Raw genomic sequence first — 25,932 nt, 5'->3', positions numbered from 1 at the left:
AAGGATTGAGTAAATATGTTTTTTGGATTTAACTCGGCAGTAAGAGGACTTCTTGCATCACAGAGAGCCTTATATACTTTAAATCATAATATAGATAATGCAAATACAAAGGGATATTCTAGACAGAAAATAGAACAAAGAGCAACAAGCCCCTATCTAATACCGGGAACAGGATTTCTAGGAACTGGTACAGAAGTTTATAATATAGAGAGAATAAGAGACTCATTTGTAGACTTTAAATATTGGAATGAAACAGCTCCAATGGGAGAATGGGAAATCAAGAAAAATGCCTTAACAGAAATAGAAAAATTAATGGGAAAACCATCTAATAGTAGCTTTAGAAAATATATGGATGATTTTTATTCTAGTTTAGATGAAATGAGTAAAAATCCATCAGATGATGCTTTTAGAAAGCCAGTAAAAGAAAATGCTATGGCATTTACAAAACATTTAAATGATACAGCAAAGAGATTACAAAATATGGAAATAGAAACCAAATATAATATAGATATGAATGTAAGAAAGGTAAATAGCCTAAGTGAGCAAATAGCCGTACTAAATAAGCAAATACATTCATCAGAATTAGATGGAAGAAAAGCCAATGATTTAAGAGATAGAAGAGAAGTCTTAGTAGATGAATTGTCAAAACTAGTAAATATAAAGGTAAATGAATCACCAGATGGAAAATATACAGTATCTTTAGGGGGTATCTCCTTAGTAGATCATATATATACTAATAAAATAAGTTATGATGAAAAAGAAGATCCAGGTAAAAGGTTCATTTGGGAAAATGGGGGAAAAGTAAACCTTAGTTCAGGAACACTTAAAGGATTAGCAGATATGTATGAAGGTGATGGAGTAAATAACAGTTATAGAGGAATTCCATACTATATGAAGAAACTAGATGAATTTGCAACAGGATATGCAGAGAAGTTTAATGACCAACATAAACAGGGATATGACTTAAATGGTAACCCAGGAGAAGATTTCTTTGTAAGCACAGATGGTAATCCAGTAACAGCAGCAACTATAACTGTAAATGAAAAGATATTAGAAGATGTAAATTTTATAGCAGCAGCAGGTAGCGTAGGTGGAGATGCTGAAGACAATACGAACTTATTGGAATTAATAAACCAAAGAGAAGATAAAGAGTTTTTTAGTGGAGGCCTATCTCAAGGAACACCAGATGATTTTATAAAGGCTATAGTATCATCTTTAGCAGTAGATAGTCTTCAAGGAAAAAGAGTATATGGAACACAGGAATTGATGCAGAAAAACATAGAAATGAAACGTAGCTCCATATCTGGAGTAAACTTAGAAGACGAAATGGCAGATATGGTAAGATACCAACATACTTATGTAGCAGCATCAAAAATGATTTCCACAATGGACATGATAATCGATATTACAGTAAATAGACTTGGATTAGTTGGACGTTAGTTAAATTTATAGTTGTGAATTGTGAATAGAGACATAAATGTAACCAAAGGGAGTGACTAGCAAAATGCGTATAACAAACAATATGCTGATTAATAATATGACATATAATCTAAATGGTACATTACAAAGATTAGAAAGACTGCAATATGAAACATCTGTAGGGAAGAAATTTAGAGTGCCATCTGATGACCCAATAGCTGCAAGTAAATCTTTGAAATTTAATACAGATATATCAAAGGTAGAACAATATATTAGAAATTCTAAAGATGCACAGTCTTGGATGAAGGACACAGAATCCGCCTTAAAAGAAATAAAAGCAATACTTCATAGAGCTAACGAACTATCTGTACAAGCAGCCAATGGAACGAATACAGATGATTTAGATAAAATAAAAGATGAAATAGCAGAACTAAAAGGACATTTGATTCAAGTAGGTAATTCCACTTATGCAGGAAGATCATTATTTACAGGTTATAAGACAGATAAGAAATTATTAAATCCAGATGGAACATATAACATAGACTTAGAGAAAGATGCTGTTACTGGTAAGGAAGAAATATTTGAATATAATGTGGGAGTAGCTGAAACAGTTAAAATAAATATTTTAGGTAATAAGGTTTTTGGTAAAGCAACATATACAACTACTGATCCAGTTTCAGACATTACTGGTGGGCCAGGATATGGAGATAATATTACTGGTGGAAACACACCTTACTTAGTAGCAATATTTTCTCAACTAGAAGATGCACTTGAGAGTAAAGATACAGATAAACTTCAAAAAGCCATAGGAAATATAGAAGGCGCAATGAATAATGTACTATCGGTTACAGCGGAAATAGGGGCAAAGATGAATAGATTGGAGCTTACGCAGAATAAGTTAGAAGATCAAGTAATAAGCTTGAAAGAGCTGTTATCCTTTAACGAAGATGTAAGTCTTCCAGAAGCATATATGAAATTAGCTATAGAAGAAAACGTATACAGAGCAAGTTTATCGGTTGGTGGAAGAATAATTCAACCAAGCTTAATGGACTTTTTAAGATAATTATATGGCGTACTTAATAAGTACGCCATATTCCATTTTCTGGGTACAAATACTTATGGAAGAATCTTGGCAAATATTGTATAATATTCTTGAATAAAACATAGAATATAAAAATATTGATTGTCAATTTAAAATTGGAGGAGTTATAGTTGAAAATAGAAAAAGAAAAAATAATTCATTTCCCAGAAGGAATTCCTGCCTTTGAAGAAGAAAAGGAATTTGTAATTATATTAAATCATGACAGTCCTTTCAGTTATTTACAATCAGTGAAAAATGAGAACCTATCATTCATTATCATAAACCCTTTTGAAATATTTAGTGACTATGATATTCTGATTCCAGAAACAGCTAAAAATAGACTCAAAATAGAAAAACAAGAAGATATAATGATATATACTATAGTAGTAATTCCAGAAGATGTGGAAAACACTACAACAAATTTGCTAGGTCCTATAGTCATAAATACAAAAGAAATGTTGGGAAAGCAAGTAATATTAGATGACAAAAGATATAATACAAAACATTTTATATTTGACAAATACTCCCAAAAGGGGGTAAAATAGTATGCTTATACTTACAAGAAAAAAGGGAGAAGCTTTAATAATAGATAGAAATATAGAAATAAAGATAATGGAAATTGAAGATGGGAAGATAAAATTAGGCATAGAAGCACCTAAAAATATAGAAATTCTTAGAAAAGAAATATATAAAAATGTGGAAGAAGAAAACTTGGCTGCAATAAATAATAAATCTAAGATAGAAGATATAAAAAGGCTTTTAGGTAAATAGAATCTAAACAAAAGAACCTAAGGAGGACAACTATGGATGGTACAGTACAATATTACAATGAACAATCCAATAAATGGAATATATTGATTGTAGACAACGATAACTTTATACATCAGATAATAAAGGAAATGAATAAAGACTTTACCTTTGAAGGAAGAACTGTAAATTTCCATAGTGCATATAATACTAAGGAAGCCATTGAAGTCTTAGAAGATAATAGAGATATTGTACTTGTGTTGCTAGAAGCTTTTTTAGAAAAAGAGGATTCAAGTTTAGATTTAGTAAAATACATTAGAGAAGATATAAAAAATGAAGATATTAGAATACTTTTAATGACTGAGAAAAATATTAATGGACTAGAAGGCAATATAATATTTGATTATGATATAAATGGGTATGAAAAAAAGTCTGAACTTCTCTCTAAAAAAACTAGTACAGTTATATTATCATCCATAAGATCATTTAGAGATATTAGTCGTATAAAAAGTAATAGAAAATCTATGGAAAGAATAGTATCCTCTATATCAAATTTATACGAAAAAGATGCAATAGGTGATTTTTTAATATCTAGCTTATGCCACCTAAGCGCTTTGATTAATCAATGTAAAGGAATGGGGAAGGAAAACTGTAATATAAATTCCTTTGCAGCAGCAAGGGAAGGGACAAGCAATATATTTAGGATAATAGATGGAAAAGGAAAATATAAAGATTGTATCAACAAGACAATAAGAGAGTCAGTATCAGCTACTGATTTGATGAAAATAAATAAAATATATAATGAGGGAGAGCATGAATTATTTGACAATGTATATATTGCCAGATATAAAAGCACCTCTGGAAGTGAAGCTATTTTACTTGTAGAAAATCAAAGTAAAGATAATTATATAGATATTGAATTATTGGATATATTTTATAAATCTGTATCAGCAACCTTTGATAATTTATGCTTAAATTTAGAAATTGAAGAAACCCAAAAAGAAATACTATATACTTTAGGAGAAGTAACAGAGGCTAGATCAGAAGAAACAGGATCTCATGTAAAGCGGGTATCTAAATATTGTCAGATATTAGCAGAGGAGTATGGATTATCCCCAAGGGATATTATGCTACTTACTCATGCTTCCCCTATACATGACATAGGAAAAGTAGCAATACCAGATAATATATTACTAAAACCTGGGAAACTAACAGGAGAAGAGTTCAATATAATAAAAAGTCATACGACCATAGGCTATAATCTACTAAGAAATTCAAAACGAGAAATCTTAAAGGCAGCAGCCATAGTAGCCCATGAACATCACGAAAGATATGATGGTAAGGGATACCCAAGGGGATTAGTTGGGGAAGAAATACATATATTTGGCAGAATCACAGCCATAGCAGATGTATTCGATGCCCTAGACAGCTCAAGAGTATATAAAAAGGCTTGGGTAATGAATGATATATTAAATTACTTTATAGAAGAAAAAGGTAAACATTTTGACCCTAAATTAGTGGATATATTATTTGAAAACTTAGATAGATTCTTAGAAATAAGAGAGAAATATAGTGATATAACCGAGCAAAGCTCGGAACTGTAAATAACGGGAGAGATATGCTCTGCTTTTTTATAAGTAATATGTATAAAATTAAGGCATTTTAAAACTAGTTTAATTCAATTAGTTTTAATTCTTTCATACTATAAAAATTATGAAAAACTTCCATAAAATATTAAAGTATTATTTAATATAGTCGATAATACTTATAAGAAGGAATCTTCTTAATAAAATGGCAAGGAAGCCAAAAACAAAACTCAAGGAGGAATAAAGATGAGAATTAACAATAATATGATGGCAATGAACACACATAGACAACTAGGTATATCAACAAATGCTGGTGCAAAATCAATGGAAAAACTATCATCAGGATTTAGAGTTAATAGAGCTGGAGATGATGCGGCAGGTCTATCAATATCAGAAAAAATGAGAGGTCAAATAAGAGGACTTAATATGGCTTCTAAAAACTCTCAAGATGGTATATCAATGATTCAAACGGCAGAAGGTGCATTAGATGAAGTGCATTCAATACTTCAAAGAATGAGAGAATTAGCAGTACAAGCTGCAAATGATACAAATGTTACTGTTGATAGAAGCTCTATTGCAGACGAATTAACACAATTAAGTGCAGAGATAACACGTATAAAAGATAATACTGAATTCAATACTCAAAAGCTTCTTGATGGTAGTGCTGGTACAGTAAACCTACAGGTAGGAGCAAATGATGGTCAAAACATGGGATTGAATTTTGCTACTGCTGGTGTTAATCTTACTACTGTTGCTACAAATGTTGGAGTAGCCTCTACAAAGGTAGGTAATCATACTGATGCTACAGCTTTAGTAAAAACAATCAATGATGAACTTGAGACAGTTTCAAAAGGAAGATCATTATTAGGAGCATATCAAAATAGATTAGAGCATACTATTAAAAACTTAGACAACTCTGCTGAAAACTTACAGGCTGCTGAATCAAGAATTAGAGATGTAGATATGGCAAAAGAAATGATGGAGCAAACAAGACAAAACATATTACAACAAGCATCAACAGCTATGCTAGCTCAAGCTAATCAAGCTCCACAAACTGTATTACAATTATTAAGATAATTAATAAATTAATTTATAAAATGGCAAGGAAGCCAAAAACAAAACTCAAGGAGGAATAAAAATGAGAATTAACAATAATATGATGGCAATGAACACACATAGACAACTAGGTATATCAACAAATGCTGGTGCAAAATCAATGGAAAAATTATCATCAGGATTTAGAGTTAATAGAGCTGGAGATGATGCAGCAGGTCTATCAATATCAGAAAAAATGAGAGGTCAAATAAGAGGACTTAATATGGCTTCTAAAAACTCTCAAGATGGTATATCAATGATTCAAACAGCAGAAGGTGCATTAGATGAAGTACATTCAATACTTCAAAGAATGAGAGAATTAGCAGTACAAGCTGCAAATGATACTAATGTTACTGTTGATAGAAGTTCTATTGCAGACGAATTAGAGCAGCTAAGCGAGGAAATAGGACGTATAAAGGATAATACTGAATTCAATACTCAAAAGCTTCTTAATGGTAAAGCTGGTGCGGGAGATGGTAAGGTTAACTTACAAGTAGGAGCAAATGATGGCCAAAAAATGGAATTAAATTTTGCTACTAAAGGTATAGATTTATCAGATGTTCATGATGCTGTTAAAGTTGCTAAAGATAATGTTGACACTCATGCAAAAGCGACAGCTTTAGTAAAAACAATCAATGATGAACTTGAGACGGTTTCAAAAGGAAGATCATTATTGGGAGCATATCAAAATAGATTGGAGCATACTATTAAAAACTTAGACAACGCTGCTGAAAACCTACAAGCAGCTGAATCAAGAATTAGAGATGTAGATATGGCAAAAGAAATGATGGAGCAAACTAGACAAAACATACTACAACAAGCTTCTACAGCTATGCTAGCTCAAGCTAATCAAGCTCCACAAACTGTATTACAATTATTAAGATAATTAATAAATTAATTTATAAAATGGCAAGGATGCCAAAAACAAAACTCAAGGAGGAATAAAGATGAGAATTAATAATAATATGATGGCAATGAACACACATAGACAACTAGGTATATCAACAAATGCTGGTGCAAAATCAATGGAAAAACTATCATCAGGATTTAGAGTTAATAGGGCTGGAGATGATGCGGCAGGTCTATCAATATCAGAAAAAATGAGAGGTCAAATAAGAGGACTTAATATGGCTTCTAAAAACTCTCAAGATGGTATATCAATGATTCAAACGGCAGAAGGTGCATTAGATGAAGTGCATTCAATACTTCAAAGAATGAGAGAATTAGCAGTACAAGCTGCAAATGATACTAACGTTTCTGTTGATAGAGGTTCTATTGCAGACGAATTAACACAATTAGGTGCAGAAATAACACGTATAAAAGATAATACTGAATTCAATACTCAAAAACTTCTTAATGGTGGTGCAGGTTCAGGGGGTACAGTTAGTTTACAGGTAGGAGCAAATAAAGATCAAAAGATGGAATTAGATTTTACAACTGATGGAATAAAACTAGATACTGTTGTAACAGCAGTGGGAACATTAGCAGTAGCAAATGTAACAGACCATGCTACGGCTTCAGCATTAGTTGATACAATCAATACACAACTTGAGACAGTTTCAAAAGGAAGATCATTATTAGGAGCATATCAAAATAGATTAGAACATACAATCAAGAACCTAGATAATGCAGCTGAAAACTTACAGGCTGCTGAATCAAGAATTAGAGATGTAGATATGGCAAAAGAAATGATGGAGCAAACAAGACAAAACATATTACAACAAGCATCAACAGCTATGCTAGCTCAAGCTAATCAAGCTCCACAAACTGTATTACAATTATTAAGATAATTAAATCTCTAAGCGAGATAATAGAGGACCAGAGGAATATTTCCTCTGGCTTTTTTTATTAGGAGGTATCTATTATGAAAATAAGTTTATGTATGATAGTGAAGGATGAGGAAAATTTTTTAGGGAATTGTTTAAATAGTATTCATGAATATGTTGATGAAATTATTATTGTAGATACAGGTTCAAAAGATAAAACAAAAGATATAGCAATGAAATTTACGGAAAATGTATATGATTATATATGGTGTGATGATTTTGCTACAGCTAGAAATTTTTCTATATCAAAGGCATCTAATGATTGGATATTAGTTCTTGATGCGGATGAGATGGTAACATCTTTTGATGCTGTGAAAGTTAAAGAATTCATGAAAGATGACAATCTAAAAGTTGGAAGAATAAAGATTACGAATATTATTGATAGTCAACAAACTAATATAAAATCCACTGAATGGGTAAGCAGATTTTTTAATAAGAAGGAGTTTTATTATGAAGGAGTGATTCATGAACAAATCACACATAAATCAAAAAAACAATATAAAGTGGGAAAAATAGGAATTAATGTAGAACATTTAGGATATAAGAAAGAAATTATTGAGATTAAATGCAAAATTCAGAGAAATAAAGATCTTCTAATGAAAGAAATTGTAAAAAATCCTAACGATTTATATCTATGTTATCAGTTGGGTAAGACATACTATTTGGCAGGTGAATATGATATTGCTTGCGATGTGTTTGATAAAGCTTTGGAGTTATGTGATAGCTTCAAATATCCTTATGTTGAAGATTTGATAGTTAGCTATGGATATTCTTTAGTTAACTGTGAACGATATAATGAAGCTTTAGAATTAGAAGCATATAATAAATATTTTGAAGAATCGTCAGATTATAATTTCATCATGGGTTTGATATATATGAATAATGCCAAATTTGATAAGGCTATAGAAAGATTTAAAAGTTGTATTGGAAATAAAGAGGGAAGAATAGATGGAGTTAATTCGTACTTACCTAATTATAATATTGCTATTATATACGAAGTTTCAGGTGATATAGATATAGCACAAAAATACTATAGTAGATGTGGAAAATATAAATTAGCAGAGGATAGATTAAAAGAAATAAATATTAATAATAAAGAAAAAATTGGAGATAGTAGAATAAATAGTTTGGAGAATAGAAAGAAGATAGTCCTAACTCCTAGTTACATGAAATCTTTTAAATGTATTGGAGCAGAATGTGAAGATAGTTGTTGTGTTGGATGGAAAGTAACTTTAGATAAGGAAACATATTTAAAGTATAAAAAGATTCAAGATAAAGATTTAAGACCTATTTTTAATAAAATGATAGGTAGACAACGTAGTCAAAGTGACTTTTCCTCTTATGGTAGAATAAAGATGATGAAAGATGGTAGATGTCCTTTTTTAAACGAAAATAACCTATGTAAGATTCATGGAAAGTTGGGAGAAGAATATCTTTCTGATACTTGTGCATTATATCCAAGACATGTTAATAAGATAGATGGAAAATTAGAAAGAGCAGCTGTGATGTCTTGTCCTGAAATAGCAAGACTTGCACTATTAGATGTAAGAGGAATCTATTTTGAACAAATAGAAGAATATAGTGATAGAATTAAAATTCATAAAGTGTTTGATACAGAAGGGCATTTATATATAAATAAACCTGAAAGATACTTTTGGGATATTAGGATATTTAGCCTATCATTACTACAAAACAGAAACTATAGCTTAGGTGAAAGATTGATTCTATTAGGAATAGCATATGAGAGAATTGAAGAAGTTTCTAAGAGCAATAAAACAAGTGAAATACCATTAGTTCTGGAAAGTATAAATAATATGATAGACGCAGGTCTGCTAAAAGAGGAATTAGATAATGTTCCAACAAATATTCAGACCCAGATAATATTGATTCAAAAAATGATTAATCAAAAATTGATACAAGGAATACAGAATAATAGATATAAGGAATGTATTGAAGAGACATTGGAGGGGATAGGATTTATAGGACAGGAAGTAGATGAAAAATCAGAAAGCATAATAAAAAGGTATGAAGAGAACTATAGGAAATACCTTGTACCATATCTTGAAGAGAAAGAATATATTTTAGAGAATTATTTAGTAAATGAATATTTTAAAGAACTAATGCCTTTTGGTAAATACCAATCAATATGGGATTCATATATATTTTTATCTGTATTATATAGCATGTTAAAACTCCATATGATAGGTATGTCTGGCTATCATAAGGGAATGACTGATGAACTAGTTTTGAAATTAATACAATCTTTCTCAAAAATAGTATTGCATAATGATCAATATATTTATGAACTTATAAAAGCGATAAAAGATAAAGGGTATGGAAATTTAGCTTATATGACTATATTAGTTAAAAATTAGGGAGGAGAATTGATTTATAAATCGCAGTAGTAGAAATTAGAGATTATGTATTATAAGATATTTTGGGGACTTCTAAATTGTTTAAATGGGGTTATTAATTACAGCATAAATATAATAGGAAACCAAATAATATTCTAAAGGTAAAGGAGGTAATAATAATAGAAAGATACATAGAAGTAATTCAAAGATTACTGCCGTTGTTAGATTCTATTGAAGAAGGTATACTTTACTCAAAAAAACAAGTACAAGAACTGAAGTATGAAGAAGCTAAAGAAATTTTAGAAGATATAACTTTAGGAATAATTAGTATTAAAGATGCTATGCAACCAATTTTACAGCATTTGTCTAAAAACAATATATTAGAATTAGAAACCAAGTTGTTAAATAATCTTAATAAGATAATAAGTATTTATAAATATAGAAAAGAAGTAGAACTAGAGAAATTGATAGGAGAAGGATTATTGATTACATTCAACCATTGGAAAGAAGCTTTAGAAAAGGCATTATTACCCTATATAGTATCTTAATTTGGGATGCTATATAGGGATTAGATCTTTAATAAGCAGTTAGTAAGATTACCGAACTTAATAGGATTCATAAAAATACAATTTACATATAGAATAATATTATATGATACTCACATATAACATAGTTCAGCAACCTATATAAAAAAGGAAAGACTAAATGAGCAAAAATAAAAGAGAAAACATTAAATATAAAGGAGGCATACCAATGGATATAGCAGCATTATCAACAGAACTAAGCCAAATGAAATTGGCTCAAGAAGCCAGTATTTCAGTAATGAAAATGGCAATGGATATATCAAAAGTACAAGCTGTAGATTTAACTCAAATGTTAGAAGCTAATACTAAAGTAATGGAGCAATCAATAACTCCACATATAGGGCAGAATATAGATATCAAACTATAAAGACAGATTTCAAAATCTGTCTTTTTTAAAATAAGAATTGGATATTTGGTTAAAGGAGAAATTACTATGGATAACAAAAAGCAAGAGATAATTTCATTATTAGATACTATGGATAATAATACATTGGAGTGGCTATTATATCTAATAAAACTAAGACATAAAAGCGGAGATAATATAAATTATTCTATGAATCCAGATGTTAAAGAAATATGGGATAAAGCATGTAAACTTATGGAGGTAGAGCTAACAGAAGTTTCGTATAATACTTGGATTAAAGGCATAGTTCCTATTGAAATTGCTGAGAGTAATTTTAAGCTAGGAATAGTAAATCAGTTCAATAAAGAAATTATTGAAGGAAGATATATAAAATTAATTGAAGATGCCTTATTTTATGTTACAGATATAAATTTTGATGTAGAGTTTATTGTATAGTATTCAAGTAGGATAAAAAAAGTATTATAACTATAAAATCTATTCTATTGTTATTCAATATGATATAATTATACTAGTAAAGTTCAAGAAGTTGGAAAAGGTGAAGATCATTATAATACATACATAACAATTAATCAGGCAAAAACAATGAAATTTATAATAGGGGGTGATTATAATTGGAAGATAAGATGTTTGATTTGATGGAAAAGATGTATATTGAATTTAGTAAGAGATTTGATAACATTGAAAATGACATTGGTATATTAAAGACTGGTATGAGTACATTAAAAGAGGATGTAACAAAAATAAATACAAAAATTGAACATGAGCTTATGCCTAAGACTACTATTTTATTTGATGGGCATAGGCAACATTCAGAACAATTAGATAGAATCTAGAAGGAAGTATCTAAACATGAGGAGATAATTTTAAGAAGAATCAAATAAAATTAAATATCCCTAAATAAGAGTTTAACTCTTATTTAAGGATATTTAATTAATTTATAGCTATATTTATTTCAATAGGGATATTATCTACTAAAAGCTCAATACATAGAAGCTTCGGAGTATTGAATTTGGTTTTAATATTACTTCCATACATAAGAGTAGGAGTTGAAATATTAATATTTATATCCATAGTAGAAAATTCGATACTAGCATTGGCAGTAAGCATATTGGAAAGTTCAGATATGGCACTCTGAGCCATTTCATCAAATTCAGCAACTTCCATACCCATCATCATTTTAGAAGCAATCTTCTTAGCATCTTCTGTAGTTAAGGAATAAATAACATTGCCCTTCAAATCTCCTACAATTCCAACGATTATTAATACACCATCAGTAACTAGTTCTCCTTCATTAATGTTAATTTTGCCTTTTTCAACCTTTTCAAATCCTATTTGAGGCATTACATTTTTAAATGATGTTAAAAATGGGTTAATATATTTTACATCCATTGTGCATCACCATCACTGAATCCTATATTTAAAACCATTTCTCCAAAATCAGTATTGATTTTCACCAAGAATGTTTTAAATTTTACTGATGATACTGTTAAGCTGTCACCAGAAAATATTGAAGGAGGAGACACTCTTAGTCCCAATACTTTATTTTGTCTATTAAGTATAGAACAAGCATTACCCGATACAATATTTGTAAACTCTCCTATAACTGCCATGACTTCATTAGAATTATTGGTTTCTCTTCTAAGGGCTTTGCTGGATAGAGTAGTAGCTGTTTCAATAGACATATCTAATATCATTCTGCCAGAGTATTTGCCAATAATACCAACGACTACAGATATGCCTTTTGATTTTAATAAATCGTTAGAAAGACGTTCATCAGTAAAATTAGGAATTGTCTTTGTCATTTTGTTTAAAGCATCAGCAAATGCTTCTTTAAATACAGGTAAGTATAGGTTTTGAAAAGTTTTAAATTGCTCCTTGTCTTCCATGATTCGATTAATAGCTAGTATAAGGTTATCTTCATCAATTGGTTTTTGAACATAGGCATCGACATGATGTTCTTTAGCTTTTTTTAACATCTCTTCATCCATCATAGCACTTACCATTATAACTTTAATATTTTTATCAATTTTATAGACTTCCTTTGTACACTGAAATCCATCTGTATCAGGCATAGTTACATCCATAGTAATTATATCGGGTTTGGCGTCCGATACTACTGAAATTACTTCTTCAAGGGAACTAGCTTGTCCCACTACTTCAAAGCCATTTTTTTCAAGAATATCTTTAATAAGTACAATTGAGAAATAAGAATCATCAACTACAACTACTCTTTTTTTAGTCAAAATAATCACCCCTAAAGATTTTATTCTTAAGCATAAACTACTCTTTTATTTATAAAAAGAATATTTATTTAGTTAAATTAAATAACTTTTTCTGATTATGTAAAGGAACGCCTCCTATTATCCTTATTATAATTATACCCTATAATGTTTATTCTAAATATATTTATATTTGAATTTATCCATGTATTGGAATATAATCAAGATAGATTAATTATTTCATAGTAAAAACTGTAGAAGAAGTATAAATGGCTATGAATAAACAAAATAACTTCTTGGAGGGATAAAAATGGATAGTAAGTTAAGTGGAAAAGAATTACAAGAAAAATTAACGCACAAATGGAAAAATGTATGGGAAACATTAGATAATGGTGAAAGAGAAAAAGCTTTTGCTATAAATGAAGAGTACAAGGATTTTTTAGATAAAGGTAAAACAGAAAGAGAAGCAGCAGAACAAATAATTAAAGTAGCATCTGAAAATGGATATATATCCATAGATGAAGCTATAGAAAAGGGAATAAAGCCAACTACAGGAATGAAGATATATGCCAACAATAAGGACAAGGCTGTTGCATTATTTGTAATAGGAGAAGAAAGCTTAGAAAAAGGAATGAATATAATTGGTTCCCATTTAGATTCTCCAAGAATAGATTTAAAGCAAAATCCTCTTTATGAAGATTCAGACTTTGCTTTATTAAAAACTCACTATTATGGTGGAATTAAAAAATATCAATGGGTAACATTACCATTAGCCTTACATGGAGTTGCAATAAAATCCAATGGAGAGAAGGTTAATATTGTAATAGGTGAAGATGAAAATGATCCAGTATTTTTTATAACTGATTTACTTCCTCATTTGGCTAAAGATCAAATGGAAAAGAAAATGGGTGATGGAATTACAGGAGAAGGATTAAATGTTTTAATTGGTAGTATTCCCTATGCAGATAGTGATTTAAGTGAAAGAGTTAAATTAAATGTGCTTAATATACTAAATGAGAAATATGGAATAACTGAAGAAGATTTTACTTCAGCAGAATTTGAGATAGTACCTGCTGGTAAATCAAGAGATGTAGGTATAGATAGGAGTATGGTTGGAGGATATGGACAAGACGATAGAGTTTGTGCCTTTACTTCTTTTAAAGCTATACTTGATATAGAGAAGCCAAAGAAAACGGCAGTTGCTTTATTTGTAGATAAAGAAGAAATCGGAAGTGTAGGAAATACTAGTATGGAGTCTATGTTCTTTGAAAACGTTGTTTCAGAATTAATCAATCTTACAGAAGAAAACTATTCAGAGCTTATGGTAAAGAGAGCACTTGCAAATTCTTGTGTACTTTCAGCAGATACATTGGCAGGATTTGACCCTAATTATCCTGAAGTTTTAGATAAGAAAAATTCACCCTTTATAGGAAATGGCATAACTTTAGTAAAATATACTGGTGTTAGAGGTAAGGGTGGAAGTAATGATGCTAACTCTGAATACTTAGGGAAAATCAGAAAGATATTCAATGATAATAATATAGTATGGCAAATGGGTGAACTTGGAAAAGTTGATCAAGGTGGCGGAGGTACTATTGCTTATATTCTAGCAAAATATGGAATGGAAGTAGTAGACTGTGGAGTTCCATTGTTAAGTGTACATGCTCCTTATGAGATTGCAAGTAAAGCAGATGTATATATGACTTATAAAGGATATAATGCTTTTTATGAAAATTAATATTGATTAGAAGTGGTCTATATTTACATCTAGGCTTATAGGACTAAATATACGAACATACTATCAATTTAATCTCCATATGATATAATTATATGGAGGTGGTCTTTATGTCATATATGGTATGTAAAAGATGTAGCAAGATGTTCCAAAGAAATGGTAGACTCTACTGTGATGATTGCTTTGAAATAATTGAAAAAGAACATGATTTGGTTATAGAATATGTTAGGAAATATCCTGATGCTACTATTTTAGATATTATTGCGGCAACTGGTGTTACTCTTAAAAGTATCGATTGTTTAGTAGAAGAAGGGTTTGTTTCCTATGTAGACAACAAGATACAAGAAATAGATGAGGAAAGATTAGCAGAGGTAATGGACAAAATATTAAGCAAAAGAAGTAGATTCCACCTACAAAATAAAAAATGAAATATAACTAAAGAAGAATCCCCCTATAGATAATATAGGGGGAATTTTTATCACTATTCTTCTTTAGCCCAAGCATCAAGTTTTTCCATAGTCAATTTATAGGTTTCTTTAGATACATCAGGTAGTTCTCCTAATATCTTTTCTGCTTCCTTAAATCCTTGCTCAATTGCAGATCTAAGGGTTTCAGCTTTAGACTTGTCTCCACCAGATATGGCTATGGCAAAATCTACTAGTCTTTGGCTTACAGCTTCTGCTCCAAGAGGACCATCGGGACCTATTAATGCTTTAGCTTCTAGTCTTGCTGTTTCATCTACTTCTACGATTTCATCAGCACCTAACAACTCAAGGCTCTTTCCTTGACGTTTAAGCATTTCTTGTACTAGTCTTATTAATTGGGAATGAGCTTCTTGACTTTGTCTTTTCAATTTAAGAATAGTATTTTTATCATAAACATGAGATGTTTCCTTTTGCTCTGTCTTCTCATAGACTGCTGCTGGAGTTTCGTTAGTTGTTTGAGTATCCTTTGCTTCTGTCTTTGAATCTATTTTCTTTTCAGCTTCTATTTTATCTGTCGTTGCCACAGGTGTAGTTCTTTGAATATTTTCAACTCTCATTATAATCACCTCTAATATATCTATCGGTAGATTTAGAAAAACCTTAAATTTTTCCATGTAAAATTTGGAAACTTTATATGATTTTATTTATGATTATATTTTTTTATAGATGTAGGAATAATTCCCTAAATTCTAATAAATAGGTAGAAGATATTGACAAAATATGGTAACATATAACATAGTTTGACATATATTATACATATATATCTAATTTAAATATAAGGAGATGCTGTAATGAAAAAAACAAAAAAAGATGAAACGAGGGTTAGTGGTAAATCTGGAAGTTTAAAAACAAGAATGATTATATCTAACGTATTGATTTTACTAATAGTGTCTTTATCTATGGCTTTAATATCATATATACTTTTTTCTAAGAGTATAAATGGACATATGGATACAATTTTATCCAATAAAGCTTATGATTCAGCTAAAATAATTAATGAAAAGATAGACAAGTTCTTAATCGGTATTGAAGGTGTTGCTAGTCACGACATTATATCTAATCCAGAAATAAATATGGAAGAAAAGTTTAATATTATGAGACAAGAGAAAGAAAGACTAGGTTATACAGAATTATACATTGCAGATTTAAATGGAATTGTACAATTGGAAGATGGAAGTACTTTAGACCTTTCTGACAGTGCTGATTTTAAATTAGCAAAAAGTGGACAAAGTGTTTTACTGGAAGCCATTAAAAGTCAAATAACAGGAGAAAATCTACTGCCTATCTCCGCGCCTATTAAACATGATGGAAAAATAGTTGGAGTATTATTAGGCTCTAAATCTGTCGATGAACTTTATGGAATTATAAATGAAATAAGCTTTGGAGAAACTGGTGATGCTTATTTAGTCAATGAACATGGAGAATTAATAGCGTATAATATTCAAGAAGTAGTTGAATCTGGAGAAATCACCATTGAAAATATGAAAACAATACCTGAATACGATGGGCTAGTAAATGTATTTGAGAAAATGGTTGCCGGTGAGTCAAGTGTAGACAAATATTTTTATGATGGAGAAATGAGATATGCTAGTTATACACCAGTGGGGGGCAAAGGCTGGTCTGTGGCAGTTGCCATAGATGTAAGTGAAATGGCAAAGGATTTAAATGATTTAGGAAAATTCATGATAATCATTACAATATCAGCATTAGTAGTAGGTGTAATATATTCAGTTTTATTTAGTAACTCCATTATTAAACCCATAAGAGAAATAACCGAAAACATGAAGGAATTAGCAAGGTTAAATCTTAAAAATGATATAAGTCCGAAGGTTTTAAATAGGAGAGATGAAATAGGAGAAATAGGAAAGGCAAATAAGATTGTAACTGAGAATCTAAGGGATTTTGCCAGTATGGTAAATGTGTCAGCAGAGCAGGTGGCATCTTCTTCTGAAGAGCTAACTGCTGTATCTGAGGAATCTACTTCTGCTTCTACTAATATGGCAGAGGCTTCTTCTGAAATTGTTATAAGCTCTGAAAATCAATTAAACGATTTATTAAATGTTACGTCTTATATGGAAGAAATCTCTGCCCAAATACAAGAAATAAGTAGCAATGCAGAATCCATAGATACTTTAAGCAGTGAGGTAGCAGATAAAACTCATATAGGTAAGTCCAAAATGGTTGATACAGATGTTCAAATGAATAATATTGTAAAGAGTTCTGAAGAAGTAAAAACGTCTTTATTAGAAGTAGATAATAGCTCCAATGAAATGGATGAAATTATAAATGTAATTAGGTCCATAGCAGAACAGACAAACTTACTGGCATTAAACGCTGCTATAGAGGCAGCAAGAGCAGGTGAGGCTGGTCGTGGTTTTTCTGTAGTAGCAGATGAAATTAGAAAATTAGCTGAAGAAACATCAGTATCCACTGGCAGAATAGACAGTATAATAAGGGAAAACCATGATTTAATAGAAAAAGCTAATTATAATATGGAGTTAAGCAATTCTGAAATCAACAAAGGTATGGTTACTGTAAAGGAAGCCACAGAATACTTTAATCAAATTTCTGAATCTATAAATAAAGTAACAACACAGGTAGACAATATTACTAAGGCTATAAACCAAGTAGCAGAAGGAACAGAAAATGCAGTAAAAGGGGCAGTAGCTATTGAAAGTATGAGTAGAGGTATAAATGACAGTATTCAAAATATATCTGCAGCAACAGAGGAGCAAACAGCTTCTATGGAAGAAATTGCATCCTCATCAGAGTCTCTGTCCCAATTAGCAATAGAATTGAGGGATTTAGTAGCAAAATTTGAAATGTAAAAAATAATAGGTTAGACCAATTGGTCTAACCTATTATTTTAATTATTTTTTACATACCACAATGTAGCATTTATTTCTCCACCTAATATTATTATAATACTGCTCATATAAAGCCAAATAAGTAAAACAATGATTCCACCAAGACTACCATAGGTCTTTCCATAGTTTGCAAAGTTATTTACATAATATGAAAATATAGTAGATGTAAAAATCCAACCAATAGATGCAAATATGGCACCAGGCATAGCACTCTTTAAGCTAATTTTCCCATGACTTCTTATGGAAGGTATAAATCTATATAATAATGCAAATATAAGAATCATAAAACCTAAGGATATAATAACTCTAAAATATCGCCAAAAGGAAATAAACTTTTGTGTAATTCCTAGAAAATCAAATAATCGATTTCCAAGGACTTCTCCAAAGACTAAAGTTAAAAGTACAATAAGTAACAAGAATAAAAGTGCTAAGGTAAATAATATAGCCATGGCTCTTAATTCTATATAATTCCTTGTCTCATTTACATCATATGCTTTGTTCAACGCCCGAATAAGTGCCATTATTCCCTTAGAAGCAGCCCAAAGACCAGTTATAGCACTTAGGGAAAGAAGAGTTTCACTACTGGTTGTTATGGTTTCTACTAGCAAAGTATATATTATCCTTTGAGTATCCATTGGTAGCAAAACTATTATACTATGTAATACATCCTCTCGTGCAATAGGTGTATACGTTAATATATTTAGAAAAAATATTAGAAATGGGAATATGGATAATATTAAATAATATGACAATTGGGCACCTATTGCAGTTACATTATCATCTCCTATTCTGAACAATAATTCTTTTAAGAATCGACTATATTTATTATTATACTTATCTAGCCAATTTAACAAAAAAACACCCCCCAACTATATATACTAGTATTTTACCATAGAAATACATATTTAAACATTAGTTGGAGTTAGTTTCTTAGTCTAATAAATCCTCTAAGGCCATATTGAAAAGTTCTTTAAGACTTTCTTTATTTGTAGTGTAGTAGTATCTGTTATTTATAATACTAGGCTCAAAATTTAATATTTCTAAGTCTAGAAGTAAGTTTAAGTGATAGGAAAGAGTAGCTGTAGTTAAGTGAAAATAATCCGCTAGTTCCTTGTTATACCAAGGTCTTTTAGAAGTTAACTTTAATATCTCTATTCTCTTATCATCAGATAATGCTTTAAATAATGCCTTATATGTGTCACGTTTCTTTCTGTTTTCAAATCTATGTTCTACAGTTTGCCCACAGGACATGACTAGAATATCTTCAAAGGTAAAATAAATTACTCCTACATCCATATAAAAACTCATATAAATAATCATTTCTTTGTGAAGCTCTATAGCTTTAGAATAGTCTCCAATTCCAATAGTATTTATGAAATCAGTAGGATTTTTTTTAAATAGATCATTGTGAAAAATAAGTCTCTCATCCATATAATTATAAACTCTGTCCTCAAAAGGTTCATAAAACTCCTTATAAAAAGTTTGCAATACATCTATTAACTTATTTTTATATTCTAAAGGATGAATTTTCATTTGCATAAAGGCTGATGCTATTTCAGGGGAATAAGCTTCAGTTAAGGTGTCTTTTAACGCTATATCATCATCTAGTGAAGCTGGAAGCTCATAATATTTATAGGAGAATTCAATCATAGTAGAAGTATCTAAAGTCTTTAGAGATTCTATTAATTCCAAAGGATCTTTTATATCTTCCATCATCACTAGATTTAGACAAACATCTAATAATCTATAGGTTTCATCTGTTACAAATATTAAGTCATTACGAAAAAAAGGAGAAATATTATCATCTATATATTTCAACCAATCCTTTACTTCCTTATTTGGAGAAAAATCCATAATTCCTTTAGCAATGTCTTTTTCCAAGTCTGGAGTATTCCAATAAATTTGACGAGTTTTACTATTAGTATATTTCAGAATAGATACAATAAATTCGATTGCTTTGTTATATTCAATTTTACATGATATTATGCTTTCCATTTGACCCCTCCTAATTAGTCTTATATAAATGATACAATATACTGAAAATTAATTCAATACTAAATCAAAAATGCATTAGAAAAGTTTCTAACATAAACTTCGATAATTATATTGTAACATAAAGGAATATATGGTATAGTTTGTCTTAAGATAAGGTTTGCAATTTTCTGTAAATAAGAAAATGAAAAGATACTTTAAACTATTATTCGTTTTATATTTTTACAATAAGTATTAAGACTTAATAGTCCAAATTAATTATCTGTTTAAATAATATCACGTATAAAGAATATTTCTTATTGCGATAAATTCCATAATTAAGGAGGTGAAGCAAGGTATAAGCGATTAATCGATATATATTCATAAAATTTTTAATCAATTTAGTTTTCAACTAGGATATAGACTATATTTTAAATTTATTGGACTATATAACCTTATCAAAGTACAAAGACTAACCTTTCCTATAGCATATCATCTTTGCTTTTCACCATCTTGGAATAGGGTTTAATGCCTAAGTTTAAATGGCTAATATCATATAAGGAGTGTGAAAGTAGTGAAACTAGTTAGACAAAGGATTCTTAGTTTTATATTAATTTTTTCTCTTGTATTGGGAATGACCCCAGGAAGTTTTGCAGAACAAATCACATCTGGAAGCACCCAGAAAACGAGACATTCTGGTGGCTTAATTGGATTTGATGGGGAATATGCCCTTAAAGGTGATGGAAGGCAGATTTCAATTATTGTAGAGTTAACTAATCAACCAGAAGAATTGGAACACGTAGTAGGAACGTATAAAGATAGAAAAACATTTTCTACCTTTAATGCCGCAATGAATGCGGAGCGTGATAGAGCAGATTTTCTAACAGCATTAGATGAGTTATCTGGTCAATCATCGAACTTTAAATCAAGAGCTGTTAGTATTTATAATATAAATGCCACGTATACAAGTGCTATCAATGGGTTTGCCTTAACAGTATCAGATACACTTATTCCAAAGTTGATGGAGCTTGAAAGTGTGTACGCTATCTATCCAGATGAAGAGATTAAGGTAGACCTGCCTGAGGTAGACTACGATGATATAAGCAAGGAATTATTTGGAATCTCAAGCGGTACAGGAGAAACTATCCAGGTTGGAATGGGGGATAGCCGTAAGTATTATGAGGTGAATAAGCTAATAGAAAAGGGATTCACGGGAAGAGGTGTAACTGTAGGAGTTATCGATAGCGGTGTTGATTATAATCACCCTGACCTAAAAGATACTTTTTCTGACACACTTCCAAACGGGAGAATTCCACAAGTAGAAGAACTTCTTAATGGTAAGTTCATTGGAAGAAATTACATTAATAACGGTAGGGGAGAAAATGATCCTATGGACGATCAAGGTCATGGTACTCATGTATCAGGTACAGTTGTTGGACGAGGAGTCAATAGTCCAATATCTGCCTTAGGAATTGCTTCTGAAGCAACCCTTGTTAGTTATAAGGTAATCAATGAAAACGACAGTGTCCAAGCTAGTTGGCTTATTAGCGCCATGGAGGATGCAGTGGAAGATGGTTGTGAGATTATTAATATGTCTCTAGGATGGAGTAGAGAAAATGGGCCATCACACATTACTACTGTAGCTATAAATAACCTTGCTTTAATTAATCCTGATGTACTTTTTGTCGTATGTGCTGGTAATACAGGGCCTAATAGTAGTACCCTTTGGTCTCCTTCAACTTCCCCGCTAGTAATGACTGTTGCTAATGCAATGCTCCCATCAGTAGATAAGAAATTTACTGTTAGAGTTAATGATGAAGAAATAGAAAGTCAAGGGGCAGAAATTAACTTAATTAGAGATGAGTGGGAGAATAAGGTGATTGAGAAACAAGGTCTATATGAATTAAGAGGAAGTTATCTAAGACCTACACAAGACAGTACTTATAAAATGTTACTGTTGCCAACAGTAAAGAAAACTCAGTCAATAAACCAAGTAGAAGAGATAGAAGAAGTAGAAGAGATAGAAGAGGTAGAAGAGGTAGAAGAGGTAGAGGAGTTAGAAGAAGTAGAGGAGTTAGAAGAAGTAGAAGAGTTAGAAGAAGTAGAGGAGTTAGAAAAAGTAGAGGAGTTAGAAGAAGTAGAAGAGTTAGAAGAAGTAGAGGAGTTAGAAGAAGTAGAGGAGTTAGAAGAAGTAAAGGAGTCAGAAGAAGTAAAGGAGTCAGAAAAAGTAGAAGAGATAGAAGAGGTAGAAGGGAAAAAAATAAAAGAAGAGAGAATTGTAGAAAGCACCTGGGATAATTTAGGGGTTGGATTAGAGGAAGAATTTAATTCATATAAGGAAACCCATAAAGAAAAGAATGATTGGGAAAATACTATTGTGGTTTTAAAGCGTGGACAATCTTTCGATGATACTGTAAGAAGACTTCGCAATCTTCATGGAGGATCAATTATTGTTATTAATAATCCTGGACAGGATTATAGTAATATCTCCTTCTATCAACAATCCTACAATAATTATTTGCCTGTATTCACAGTTAGCTATGAAGAAGGTATGAAATTAATTGAAGGAATGGAAGCTGGAAAGGAATATGAAATTAGCTTTACAAATATGGAAGATTTGGGAGAGGTAGAAATTAATAGCAGTAGTTCTCGTGGTCCAGTTAAATCAACTTATGATGTAAGACCAGATATTACAGCTAATGGAACTAGCGTCTTATCTACTGTGCCTCAATTTTATGCTGGTGTAAATGATTATGACTATTCTTATGCTGCAATGACAGGTACTTCTATGGCAACACCTCATATCTCAGCTTTTGCAGCTATACTTAAACAGCAGAATCCTAATTGGAATGCGTTGCAACTTAAGGCCCATTTAGCCAATACGGCAGATCCTAAGATTATGGCTGAAAGTGTTTATACTCAAGGTTCTGGTATGATACAACCTCATGTAGCATTAGATAATACAAATTTTTATGCTACGGCAACTAACTATAATGCCTACTATCGTACATCTACAGGTGACATTGATATGCAGAACACAGAAGGTACTACTATTAGTTTTGGACTAGTTAAGTCTGGTAAAGATTCTACTAAGACAATTCCTGTTACATTAAATAACGACGGAATAGGAGATGAAATGTTTAATGTTACGATAGAGATGAGCGGTTATAGAAATGTTACTGTAGAAACTTCTGAGAATAATATTAGAGTATCTTCTAATGGTGAGAAAACTATTGATATAATAGCTAATGTATCTTCAGCAGCGGAGCCTGGAATCTATGAAGGATATTTAAAGCTAACTCAGGAAGGAACTAGTAATCCTATTACCCTTTATATGCCATTTGCTATTTATGTGGATAATGAATGGAAGGATGAGTCAGCTTATAATGACAAATTAACTTTCGTTCAGGTAGCAGCTATTTCTAACGGGGAAGATCGTCAAATTAAAGAGTTATCACCTCACAAAAGTTCTGAGTCCATTGTTCACTATCAATTTATTAGAGATTTCGATTTCTTTGATTGTTTAATAGCAGATTCTAAAGGGAATATTATAGGATATGTAGATAAGGAAAAGTATAATGATACTAGCACTGGGGGAAATTGGTATTATTGGGGTCTTATGACAGGCTGGTACTATCCATATATAGAAAGGGATGGTAAAAAAGTTTTAGCTAATGAGATGGAGCTTTTACCAGAGGGACACTATAAGTTCGTACTTCATCCTCAAAATTTAAATGGTGAAGAAGCATTTTTCTCAATGGATTTTGTAGTAGATAATACTTTACCAGAGATTACTTTTAATAATTCTATAGATGAAAATTGGTACTATAGTGTTGATGGAGAAGAGTTAGTTCTTAGTGGTAAGATTTTCGACCAGGGAACTAAGACGATGCAAGAAGCGGGAATCAATTCAGAAATGAATTATCGTCTATTTGGACGAAAGACTAGCCAACAAGATAATATAGTAGTTGTAGAAGCAAATGATAAACTTTATCGGGGCATAATTGAAACAGATGGTAAGTTTACTATTAGAATGCCATCTAACATAGAAATTAGTGAGGCTACTGTATACTATGGAGACCATTTCTTACCCGTTGGGCAAGAGTTGGCATGGGAAGAATATCAGGCAGTTGAAGGTTTTAGCCCAGATAAGTTGTCTTATATGGGAGTGACGCCAAGGGAGACTCAAAATCTAGTGCCATGGATGTATTTCTATGCTTATCGTGCAGCAAATATGGGACAGATTAATGTTACATTAATAAATGATGAAAAGATGCCAATAGACCCAATAGATCCAACAGAACCAACAGAACCAACAGAACCAACAGAACCAACAGAACCAGGTGGAAGTACACCAACGGAATCAGGATCGGGTAATATTCATTCACCTAAGGAGGACAATAAAACTACTACAAAAGCAGAACCGACATACAGTAATGGTAGGGTAGAGCTTAAACTTGAACCTACAATAAAAGATGGTATTGCTTTAATTAATGTGGATAACAAACAATTAACTAAGATGATAGAAATATTAGCTGAGCACAAGGCTGATAATGTAGTTATTATTCCACAAAGATTGGGAGACCAGGATTTTGTTCAGGTACAACTACCTAAGGATGGTCATCTAAAACTTGCCAAATTTGGGGTTGATTTGGTAATCAAGACTAGTAATAGTACTATTACTTTACCAAATAAGGCGTTAGCAGCTTTTAACGATGGTATAATGGAAATCAAAATTTTGAGTATTCAAAGAGATAGTATAGATATATCAGTAAAGATTAATGGTACGGAAATGAGAAATATTCCAGGAGGATTAGAAATTATTTTACCTGTTGGAGCCACTAGTCAAAAATTCGTTGCAGTATTACAATATCCAAATGGGGACCAAAAAATATTACGTAAGAGTATAGTTTTATCTAATGGAGATGTATATGCAAATATATCTGAACTAGGTACTGTGAAAATCTTACAAAAAGAAGATACTTTCACCGATATTAGGAATCATTATGCAGAAGAGGCAATATCCTTTGTTACAGCTCGTGAGTTGTTTATGGGAAAATCTCAGACAAACTTTGGACCTAATGATTTTATGAATCGTGGAATGCTTGTAACTGTTCTTAATCGTTTAGAAAATGAAGAAAAGTCACAGGGTAAACAAATGTTTACTGATGTTAATAAAAATTCTTACTACTCTGAGGCAATTAGCTGGGCTGCAGAAAATGGAATCATATCTGGAACTGGTGATGGAAAATTTGCTCCAGATTCATTTGTTAGTCGTGAGCAATTAGCTACGATAATTTATAGATATGCTAAAGTTTATGGTTATGATCATAGCTTTAAAGGCAATGAAGATTTGGAAAAGTTTGCAGTAGATATTAATAATACTAGCAACTGGGCACAGCTGGCTATGAATTGGTGTGTGGCTAATGAAATTATTACAGAAAATAATAATGGTATGATTCAGCCTACTAAGATGGCTACTCGTGCTGAAGTATCTGTTATTTTACAGAGATTTGTACAAGCTATTGGAGAAAATAGATAACAGATATCAAAAATGATGTTTTATGATATTAAGGCTATGCTATTTTTAGGTATAGCC

General features: G+C 31.1%; 22 protein-coding genes. 17 read left to right on the top strand and 5 right to left on the bottom strand.

Translation table 11 applies throughout. The features are described 5' to 3' along the window. Window positions 1–15 precede the first annotated feature (15 nt). From flgK to KQI41_RS15525, 13 genes are all read left to right on the top strand, one after another. Window positions 16–1,440, top strand: coding sequence for a flagellar hook-associated protein FlgK (flgK, locus tag KQI41_RS15585; RefSeq protein ID WP_216585639.1), 1,425 nt, complete (start codon window positions 16–18; stop codon window positions 1,438–1,440). A gap of 64 nt (window positions 1,441–1,504) precedes the next feature. Then, entirely contained in the window at window positions 1,505–2,482 is a 978-nt protein-coding gene (gene flgL / locus KQI41_RS15580; RefSeq protein ID WP_216585638.1) for a flagellar hook-associated protein FlgL, read from the top strand. Between the two features lie 149 nt (window positions 2,483–2,631). Then, the gene (fliW, locus tag KQI41_RS15575) at window positions 2,632–3,045 is read left to right on the top strand and encodes a flagellar assembly protein FliW (RefSeq protein ID WP_216585637.1); all 414 of its coding nucleotides are present in this window, start codon (window positions 2,632–2,634) and stop codon (window positions 3,043–3,045) included. Between the two features lies 1 nt (window position 3,046). Then, window positions 3,047–3,271 carry a carbon storage regulator CsrA gene (gene csrA, locus KQI41_RS15570; protein WP_154438390.1) on the top strand — a complete coding sequence of 75 codons (225 nt, stop codon included), beginning with the start codon at window positions 3,047–3,049 and terminating at the stop codon, window positions 3,269–3,271. Window positions 3,272–3,303: 32 nt separating this feature from the next. Beyond that, complete coding sequence (locus KQI41_RS15565; RefSeq protein WP_216585636.1) at window positions 3,304–4,851, top strand: response regulator; 1,548 nt, start codon at window positions 3,304–3,306, stop codon at window positions 4,849–4,851. 228 nt (window positions 4,852–5,079) lie between these two features. Next, the gene (locus tag KQI41_RS15560) at window positions 5,080–5,910 is read left to right on the top strand and encodes a flagellin N-terminal helical domain-containing protein (RefSeq protein WP_216585635.1); all 831 of its coding nucleotides are present in this window, start codon (window positions 5,080–5,082) and stop codon (window positions 5,908–5,910) included. A gap of 61 nt (window positions 5,911–5,971) precedes the next feature. After that, window positions 5,972–6,814, top strand: a complete 843-nt coding sequence (locus KQI41_RS15555) for a flagellin N-terminal helical domain-containing protein (protein WP_216585634.1) — start codon at window positions 5,972–5,974, stop codon at window positions 6,812–6,814. A gap of 61 nt (window positions 6,815–6,875) precedes the next feature. Continuing rightward, entirely contained in the window at window positions 6,876–7,718 is an 843-nt protein-coding gene (locus KQI41_RS15550) for a flagellin N-terminal helical domain-containing protein (RefSeq protein ID WP_216585633.1), read from the top strand. Window positions 7,719–7,792: 74 nt separating this feature from the next. Next, a complete protein-coding gene (gene fliB / locus KQI41_RS15545) occupies window positions 7,793–10,129 on the top strand; it encodes a flagellin lysine-N-methylase (protein ID WP_216585632.1) in 2,337 nt (778 codons plus the stop codon). Between the two features lie 131 nt (window positions 10,130–10,260). Beyond that, window positions 10,261–10,656 carry a DUF8042 domain-containing protein gene (locus tag KQI41_RS15540; protein ID WP_483414788.1) on the top strand — a complete coding sequence of 132 codons (396 nt, stop codon included), beginning with the start codon at window positions 10,261–10,263 and terminating at the stop codon, window positions 10,654–10,656. Between the two features lie 157 nt (window positions 10,657–10,813). Continuing rightward, on the top strand, window positions 10,814–11,059 hold the full coding sequence (locus KQI41_RS15535) for a YjfB family protein (RefSeq protein WP_244971112.1): 246 nt from the start codon (window positions 10,814–10,816) through the stop codon (window positions 11,057–11,059). A 66-nt stretch (window positions 11,060–11,125) separates the two neighbouring features. Beyond that, window positions 11,126–11,491, top strand: coding sequence for a DnaA N-terminal domain-containing protein (locus tag KQI41_RS15530; RefSeq protein ID WP_216585630.1), 366 nt, complete (start codon window positions 11,126–11,128; stop codon window positions 11,489–11,491). A 176-nt stretch (window positions 11,492–11,667) separates the two neighbouring features. Continuing rightward, on the top strand, window positions 11,668–11,889 hold the full coding sequence (locus KQI41_RS15525) for a hypothetical protein (protein ID WP_216585629.1): 222 nt from the start codon (window positions 11,668–11,670) through the stop codon (window positions 11,887–11,889). 97 nt (window positions 11,890–11,986) lie between these two features. Here KQI41_RS15525 and KQI41_RS15520 read toward each other — a convergent pair whose 3' ends face one another. Further along, a complete protein-coding gene (locus KQI41_RS15520; protein WP_216585628.1) occupies window positions 11,987–12,445 on the bottom strand; it encodes a chemotaxis protein CheX in 459 nt (152 codons plus the stop codon). Continuing rightward, the gene (locus tag KQI41_RS15515) at window positions 12,436–13,299 is read right to left on the bottom strand and encodes a response regulator (protein ID WP_216585627.1); all 864 of its coding nucleotides are present in this window, start codon (window positions 13,297–13,299) and stop codon (window positions 12,436–12,438) included. The genes KQI41_RS15520 and KQI41_RS15515 overlap by 10 nt, the downstream gene beginning before the upstream one ends. 286 nt (window positions 13,300–13,585) lie before the next feature. Here KQI41_RS15515 and KQI41_RS15510 point away from each other — a divergent pair, with 286 nt between their 5' ends. Together KQI41_RS15510 and KQI41_RS15505 are read left to right on the top strand one after the other, a co-directional pair. Continuing rightward, window positions 13,586–15,013 carry an aminopeptidase gene (locus KQI41_RS15510; RefSeq protein ID WP_216585626.1) on the top strand — a complete coding sequence of 476 codons (1,428 nt, stop codon included), beginning with the start codon at window positions 13,586–13,588 and terminating at the stop codon, window positions 15,011–15,013. Between the two features lie 107 nt (window positions 15,014–15,120). Next, window positions 15,121–15,438, top strand: coding sequence for a hypothetical protein (locus tag KQI41_RS15505; RefSeq protein ID WP_216585625.1), 318 nt, complete (start codon window positions 15,121–15,123; stop codon window positions 15,436–15,438). Window positions 15,439–15,491: 53 nt separating this feature from the next. On the opposite strand, the gene KQI41_RS15500 is transcribed toward KQI41_RS15505, so the two are convergent. Beyond that, window positions 15,492–16,052 carry a hypothetical protein gene (locus KQI41_RS15500; RefSeq protein WP_216585624.1) on the bottom strand — a complete coding sequence of 187 codons (561 nt, stop codon included), beginning with the start codon at window positions 16,050–16,052 and terminating at the stop codon, window positions 15,492–15,494. 234 nt (window positions 16,053–16,286) lie between these two features. Between KQI41_RS15500 and KQI41_RS15495 the strand changes: the two genes are divergently transcribed. Beyond that, window positions 16,287–18,323, top strand: coding sequence for a methyl-accepting chemotaxis protein (locus KQI41_RS15495; protein ID WP_216585623.1), 2,037 nt, complete (start codon window positions 16,287–16,289; stop codon window positions 18,321–18,323). Window positions 18,324–18,361: 38 nt separating this feature from the next. On the opposite strand, the gene KQI41_RS15490 is transcribed toward KQI41_RS15495, so the two are convergent. Together KQI41_RS15490 and KQI41_RS15485 are read right to left on the bottom strand one after the other, a co-directional pair. Further along, complete coding sequence (locus KQI41_RS15490; RefSeq protein ID WP_216585622.1) at window positions 18,362–19,216, bottom strand: YihY/virulence factor BrkB family protein; 855 nt, start codon at window positions 19,214–19,216, stop codon at window positions 18,362–18,364. A gap of 76 nt (window positions 19,217–19,292) precedes the next feature. Continuing rightward, window positions 19,293–20,357 (bottom strand): winged helix-turn-helix domain-containing protein, encoded by a 1,065-nt coding sequence (locus tag KQI41_RS15485; protein WP_216585621.1) that lies wholly within the window; start codon window positions 20,355–20,357, stop codon window positions 19,293–19,295. Between the two features lie 550 nt (window positions 20,358–20,907). Here KQI41_RS15485 and KQI41_RS15480 point away from each other — a divergent pair. Beyond that, window positions 20,908–25,875, top strand: a complete 4,968-nt coding sequence (locus KQI41_RS15480) for a S8 family serine peptidase (protein ID WP_216585620.1) — start codon at window positions 20,908–20,910, stop codon at window positions 25,873–25,875. The last annotated feature ends 57 nt before the right edge of the window (window positions 25,876–25,932 follow it).

Origin of the sequence: Tissierella pigra (assembly GCF_018917845.1) — a bacterium.
Taxonomy (GTDB): Bacteria; Bacillota; Clostridia; order Tissierellales; family Tissierellaceae; genus Tissierella; species Tissierella pigra.
Note: the sequence above shows the minus strand (reverse complement) of the source record. Positions and strands in the feature narration are given on the sequence as shown.